The sequence below is a fragment of the Alistipes sp. CAG:268 genome (genome assembly GCA_000434235.1).
GTDB lineage: Bacteria > Bacteroidota > Bacteroidia > Bacteroidales > Rikenellaceae > Alistipes > Alistipes avistercoris.
This window is the reverse complement of sequence record FR892021.1, coordinates 33,900-40,238: the sequence shown is the minus strand read 5'-3', so window position 1 is coordinate 40,238 and position 6,339 is coordinate 33,900. Positions and strand designations below refer to the sequence as shown.

The 6,339-nt window shown below is 63.8% G+C and carries 7 protein-coding genes and 1 pseudogene; 1 reads left to right on the top strand and 7 read right to left on the bottom strand.

The genetic code is table 11. The features are described 5' to 3' along the window. The 6 genes and pseudogenes from QZL63_RS10305 to QZL63_RS10280 form a co-directional block, all read right to left on the bottom strand. A pseudogene (locus QZL63_RS10305) lies at positions 1-364 on the bottom strand (ankyrin repeat domain-containing protein); the annotation flags it as partial. After that, a complete protein-coding gene (locus QZL63_RS10300) occupies positions 361-921 on the bottom strand; it encodes a hypothetical protein (RefSeq protein ID WP_022309214.1) in 561 nt (186 codons plus the stop codon). The gene QZL63_RS10300 and the pseudogene QZL63_RS10305, both read right to left, overlap by 4 nt. A gap of 7 nt (positions 922-928) precedes the next feature. Beyond that, positions 929-1,615 carry a hypothetical protein gene (locus tag QZL63_RS10295; protein ID WP_022309213.1) on the bottom strand — a complete coding sequence of 229 codons (687 nt, stop codon included), beginning with the start codon at positions 1,613-1,615 and terminating at the stop codon, positions 929-931. A gap of 40 nt (positions 1,616-1,655) precedes the next feature. After that, complete coding sequence (locus QZL63_RS10290; RefSeq protein ID WP_022309212.1) at positions 1,656-2,135, bottom strand: hypothetical protein; 480 nt, start codon at positions 2,133-2,135, stop codon at positions 1,656-1,658. A 115-nt stretch (positions 2,136-2,250) separates the two neighbouring features. After that, on the bottom strand, positions 2,251-2,865 hold the full coding sequence (locus QZL63_RS10285) for a TetR/AcrR family transcriptional regulator (protein ID WP_022309211.1): 615 nt from the start codon (positions 2,863-2,865) through the stop codon (positions 2,251-2,253). Between the two features lie 116 nt (positions 2,866-2,981). Next, positions 2,982-3,515, bottom strand: coding sequence for a dihydrofolate reductase family protein (locus QZL63_RS10280; protein WP_022309210.1), 534 nt, complete (start codon positions 3,513-3,515; stop codon positions 2,982-2,984). A 560-nt stretch (positions 3,516-4,075) separates the two neighbouring features. Between QZL63_RS10280 and ftsH the strand changes: the two genes are divergently transcribed. Next, positions 4,076-5,941, top strand: a complete 1,866-nt coding sequence (ftsH, locus tag QZL63_RS10275) for an ATP-dependent zinc metalloprotease FtsH (RefSeq protein ID WP_022309209.1) — start codon at positions 4,076-4,078, stop codon at positions 5,939-5,941. A gap of 10 nt (positions 5,942-5,951) precedes the next feature. On the opposite strand, the gene QZL63_RS10270 is transcribed toward ftsH, so the two are convergent. Beyond that, positions 5,952-6,339 (bottom strand): helix-turn-helix domain-containing protein (locus tag QZL63_RS10270; RefSeq protein ID WP_290586936.1); only part of this gene is annotated, 388 nt, incomplete at its 5' end.

Here is a 6,339-nt window from a genome sequence, read left to right as displayed (position 1 = left end):
CCGCCTCGATCAGGGCCGTCGTTCCGCGTCCTGAGCGGGGCAGGCTGGCCCCGAGGTCGAGCAGCAGCCGGCCGGCATCGGCGATTCGGTCGCCCGGGATGCTCTTCTCGCCCCGGCGCATGGCCAGCCGGAGCAGCGGGGTGCATCCCTCGTCGTCGCGGGCCTCGATGTCGGCCCCGCGTGCCGCAAGCTGCGCGATAGCCTCCGTGTCGGCGAATTCGGCGGCGAGGTGCAGCGACGTGCGTCCGCCGTTGTCCTCGTCGCGCTCGTCGGGTGCGATCTCTTCGAGAAGCGCGCGGCGGCGCTCCTCGGTGGCGGCTTTCGGGTAGTTGTAGTATTCGTACAGTTCTCTGAGTGGTGTCATCGGTCGAATTTTTTGATCCAGGTTTCGATGTGTCCGTATCGGTTGCCGAGGCGTGCGGCAATGGCGCGCACCTCCTCGCGGCGGCCGAGCCGGGCTGCCGCCTCGGCCCGGAGGCGCAGCAGCAGCGTGCGTGCCCGGTTGCGGGGAAGGCCGCCGGGCATCGGGCAGCGGGGCGGCCCGTCTGCGGCCTCCCGGCGGCGGAACGGTTCGGGAAGCTCACCCCCGGGGCTGCCTCCCTGCTCCGCGCTGCCGAGCGTGCCTTTCGGCTGCGGCTTCCCGTCCGGCGGCAGCATCCGCTCGGCCTCGCAGACGAGGCGGTGGCACTCCTCGTACCATGCGACCCCGAAGCAGCAGAGCGCCATGTTGTAGAGCGTCGGCGCATCGCGGCGGCCCGTCTCGGCAAAGCAGGCGTAGGCCTCGCCCCAGGCTTCGCAGCAGAGGCAGGTTACCCCCGCCGCAAAGAGCTCACCGGCCCGGTCTCCGGGTAAGGGACCGGCCGCAGGGCTCTTCGCTGCGGCCGGCTCCGGGCCTCCTTTCGGCCCTCCGAGCAGTCCCATGCGGCCGTTACTCGTCGATGGAGACTTCGCCCGCGGCGTTGGCCGTGAAGGCTACGGTGTAGTAGTTCGTCACGATCGAACGGCCCTGGTATTCGGGCGATTCGTTCTCATCGACGAAGTTGAACTCGAAGTCCACCTCCAGCTGCTTCGACTCCTCGCGGAACTCCTCGCTGCGATTCCAGCGGTCGGTCTCGCGCAGCAGCACCGGCCATACGCGGAAGCGGAACATCCCGGCCGAGCGGAGCGTGAGTTTCTGTCCCTGCTCGTCGGCCTTGACCATGGCCTCGGCCTCCTCGCAGATCTTCTTGAGGTATTCGAGGTTGATGGCCTCGAGGTCGAGCGGCGTCGAGCACTCGTAGGAGTTGTACTGCCGGTCGCTCTTTTTGGGCCCGTCGGTCACGAACTGACCGTCGGTGAGCGTGAACGCGATCCGGTAGTCGTTGTTTTCGGTGTCGGTGTAATATGCCTCCACCTCCGTGAGGATGTTCTCCAGCTTGCGGTCGCCGCGGTCCTCGTGCCACGACACCTGGTAGATCTTGTTCTTCGAGGTATCGACGTTCGTGCGGATCAGCTCCTTGATCCGGTCAAGTCCCTCCGGGGAGGCCATCGGGTAGGTTTCGCCCGAGCCGCAGCCGGTCAGTGAGAGTGCCGCCATCGCTGCGGCGCACAGTGCTTTGGAAAATCGTGTAATCATGTTGTTCTGGTATTTAAGGGTTTTGTATTCAGGGTGTGCATCATCCGAGCAGCGAGCGGAAGGCCTCGAACTCCTCCCACGAGTCGAAGTATTTGGTCTCGAAGACGACATACTGGTCCGGCAGCGAGACCTTGCACTGGTTCTCCTCCTCGTCGTCCTTGATGTACTCGATGTCCGAGGTGAGGAACGTGCGGTATTCGACCTTGCCCTTCTTCACGTCGGGGTAGGTGATCTTCGGGCCGTCCACCGTGATTTTGCCGCCCTCGGCCTTCAGGGCCCGGGCGTTGCGCATGCTCAGCCACGTGAAGAGGAGCAGCAGCACGCCGCCGACGATGAGGATCGTCGAAAAGGCGGCCGGCGAGAGGATCCTCAGGTGGCGGATCCGGATGCCGAACGGCATGATGGCCGGGACGACGATCATGCCCACGCCGAAGGCGATGTTCGACCACTGGTTCGTGAAGATGCTTGCCGGGGTGTAGTTGAAGGTCCTCTGGACCCGTTTGAATTGTTCCTTTTCCATGAAAGTTACCGGTTGGTCATTTTTTGTTTATGCAAAGATAAAATAAAAAAGCAAAAATATGACCGGCTGGTCATATTTTTGCTTCGATTCTTGAAAAATGGTTCCGGAAGCGCCGCTACCGCTTCAGCAGACCATATATATAAAGGAAACGCTGCCTGAGCAGCTCGACGTCGAGGCCGTCGGAGAAGGACATCTGGTAGGAGAGTCCGATGAAGACCTGGCGGAAGAGGGCGGCGGCCTGCGCGATGTCGGTCCCGCTGCCCAGTTCGCCGCGTTCAACCCCCCCCCGAATCGCCCGGCACCACAGCTCGTATTCGCTCTCCATCAGTTCATGGAGCCTCTGACGGCCGTCGGGGTAGTAGAAGAGCACCTGCTGGAAGAGGTGGAAATATCCGGCATTGGCTAGCTTGCCGGGCATCAGCTCCCTGCGGACGTTGCCCAGGCGGACGATCTCATCCATCGTGCGGCGCACGCCCTCGACGTATTTCTCGATGAAGTCGATCACCGTGCCGTCGGACGGAGCGAACTTCCTGGCGGGGTCCTGCAGGCCGAAGAGGAAATGGTCGGCCACATCCACGAAGAGATCGAGCTTCGAGGGGTAGTAGTTGAATATGCCCGTCTTGGTCAGCCCGACCGACCGGGAGACCATCTCGAGGCTGACGCGCTCGTAGTTCATCGACATGAACAGCTGCAGGGCACTCTGCAATATCTTTTCGCGACTGGTTTTCATCCGCCTGTCTCTTTTATATGACAAAGATACGGGCTTATTTCGGAAAACGTCCCGTCTTCGGGCCCTTTTTTCCCGCATACGGTCTGGCGGATGCCCCGGAGCCGGTTTCGGGAACCCTATCGGATGGTCCGGTAGCGCAGCCAGAGAACGTCGTTGTCCAACCGTTCGACGTGTTCGAGCCGCAGGGGCACGGGAATGCGCGAGGCGTCGCCGATGCCGTCGAAGAGCGAGATCCCGCCCTTGCGGCCGTCGATGCCCGGGGCCAGCAGCAGGCTCACCTCGTCGATCAGCCCGGCCTCGAGGAAGCCGCCGTTGATATGCCCTCCGCCCAGCAGGGCCAGGCGCCGGACGCGGAACCGGCTGTAGAGCGTCTCCATCGCCCGGTTCAGGTCGATGCGTTCCTCGCCGACGGCGATCCAGGAGATCCCCTGTTCGCGGAGCATTTCGAAATACTCCGCGGGGGCCTTCTCGCTGGCGATGCACACCAGCGGCACGTCGTCGATGCGGTTCGAGTTCCAGCAGAGCCGGCCCGACGTGTCGGTGGCCACCATGTAGGCGTCGGACTCCTCGGCGACGTACACCGAGCCGTGTCCGAGCGGCCGGTTCACGGAGGGGGTGAACGGCTCCCTGGCCGCATAGTAGTGTTCCATCGTCACGCGCCCCTCGAGCAGGGTGGGGCAATCGAGCTGTTCGAGCGTCGTGCGGTTTTCGTCGCCNNAGCGTCGTGCAGTATTCGTCGCCGCTGATCTTCTCCACCATCGCACAGTCGATCCGGCCGTCGATGGACGCCACCATGTGGCATACGATATGGGGTCTCATCCTTTCGGTTGTTTGTCGGTTTTCGGTCTCCGCCGTCCGGAATCTCCCTTTCTTTTCGGGCGGCGGGGTGTTGCGGGGCGATACTCCCGCGCTTGATCCGGTGAGCATTTCCCCGACGACAAAGATACGATGCGCCGTGCAGCGGAACGGTATCTGTTTTCCCGATAAATCTACCCCGATTACGGATTGTGCACCCGTGCTCCCATCCCGTGGGCGTCTTCAGCCCCGGACCTCCATCCTCCGGCGCCGAAACTCCGGATGCCGGAACCTTTTGCCGCAAAGCTCCGGTTATGGGCCTTTGCGGGAAAAATTGCACATTTTTTCGGACGATCGGGTAGGGGGCGGACCGGTGGATTTTCCGATTTTTGCGCCGAAAATGTGCAATGTTACCATGGAGCGTTCGAATCCGCAAAACCAAACCGCCCCGAAGGGCAGCCCGTTTACGGGCATACTGTGGGGCCTGCTGATCGTCTTGCTGCTCAACGGGCTGATCTTCCCGAGTTTCTCGGGCGGCAGGATCGTCGAGACCGACTACGGCACCTTCATCTCCAAGGTGGACAGCGGCCTGGTCCGCGACGTAGTCATCAAGAACGGAGAGATCTACTTCACCTCGTCGGGAGCCGGCGACCGCACGGAGGCCTACCGTACCGGTGCGATCGACGACCCCGGACTGGTCGATCGGCTGCTGCAGGCCGAAAGCCCGAATCCCGACGGGAGAATCGCGTTCAACCGGGTCGTTCCGCGCGAGAACTCGCCGCTGCTCAACTTCTTTCTCATGTGGGTGCTGCCCGGGCTGGCCTTCTACCTGATCTGGCGTCAGGCCAGCCGGGGCATCCAGGCCCGCATGCGCGAGGGCGGCAACTTCATGTCGTTCGGCAGCAGCGGGGCGAAGATTTATGCCGATGCCGACGTGAAGACCTCGTTTGCCGATGTGGCCGGTCAGGACGAGGCGAAGGAGACCCTGCGCGAGATCGTCGATTTCCTGCACGATCCCTCCAGGTATGCCGAGATCGGGGCCACGCTGCCCAAGGGCGCCCTGCTGGTCGGCCCTCCGGGTACGGGCAAGACGCTCATCGCGCGAGCCGTTGCGGGCGAGGCCAAGGTGCCGTTTTTCGCCATTTCAGGTTCGGAGTTCGTGCAGATGTTCGTCGGCATGGGTGCCGCCAAGGTGCGTGACCTCTTCCGTCAGGCCAGCGAGAAGGCTCCCTGCATCATCTTCATCGACGAGATCGACGCCATCGGCAAGCGCCGGGATTCGGCCGTCGGCGGCAACGACGAGCGCGAACAGACGCTCAACCAGCTGCTGACCGAGATGGACGGGTTTGACGGCCGCAAGGGCGTGGTGATCCTGGCCGCTACGAACCGCCCCGAGAGCCTCGACAAGGCATTGCTGCGCCCCGGGCGCTTCGACCGTCGGATCCAGATGGAGCTGCCCGATCTCGAGGGTCGCAAGGCGATCCTCGGGGTGCACCTCGGGCGGGTGAAGCACGAGGCGGTCGATCTGGACATCGTGGCCCGGGCCACGGCCGGCTCCTCGGGGGCCGAGTTGGCCAACATCATCAACGAGGCGGCGCTGCGTGCCGTGCGCATGGGCCGCGGGCGGGTGACCACGGCCGATCTCGAAGAGAGCGTCGAGACCGTGATCGCCGGAGCGCAGCGGAAAAACAAGGTGCTCTCGTCCGGGGAGAAGCGCATCGTGGCCTATCACGAGATCGGCCACGCGCTGGTTGCCGCCCTGCAGAGCCATTCGGCGCCGGTCCACAAGATCACGATCATCCCCCGCACCTCCGGGGCGCTCGGCTATACCATGCAGGTCGAGGAGGGAGAGCAGCTGCTGCAGAGTCGCGAGACGCTGTTCAACCGCATCGTGACCCTTACGGGCGGACGGTCCGCCGAGGAGGAGGTCTTCGGGTCGGTCACCACGGGGGCCACCAACGACATCGAGCAGGCCACGCGGCTGGCCCGTGCGATGGTTTCGCGCTTCGGCATGAGCGGGAAATACGACATGATGGCCCTCGAGTCGGTGAACAACGCCTACCTGGGCGGCGATGCGGCGCTGACGTGCTCGACCGCCACGGCCTCGGAGGTCGATGCCGAGGTGCTGCGGCTGATCCGCGAGGCCCATGCCAAGGCCCGGGAACTGATCGCCGGACATCTGGAGATCATGCACGAAGCTGCGGCGTTCCTCATCGAGCGGGAGACGATCACCGGCGAGGAGTTCATGCGCATCGTCCGCGCACATGCGGACTGTGCGTAGACGCCCTCCGTCATCGCCGCCGGTATTCGAGCGGGGTGCATCCCGCATGTTGCCGGAAGAAGCGCACGAACGAGGAGGCGGTCGAGAAGTGCAGGGCCTCGGAGATCTGCAGTACGGTCAGGTCGGTTGTTCTCAGGCAGCGTTTGGCCTCGACCAGTGCCGCTTCGTTGAGCCATTCGAGTGCGGTATGTCCCGAGGTCTCCTTGACGGCGGCCGAGAGCCGTTTGGCGGTGATGCAGAGCCTGTCGGCATAGAAGGAGACCTGCCGCTGCGACTCGAAGTGCTCCGACATGAGCTCGAAGAAACGGCGGGTGAGCCACTCCTGGCGCGAGACCTTCGAACCGCCGGAGGCTGTGGCGGCGGGGGCGACCTGGGCGGTGATGATGAGGAGGGACGGG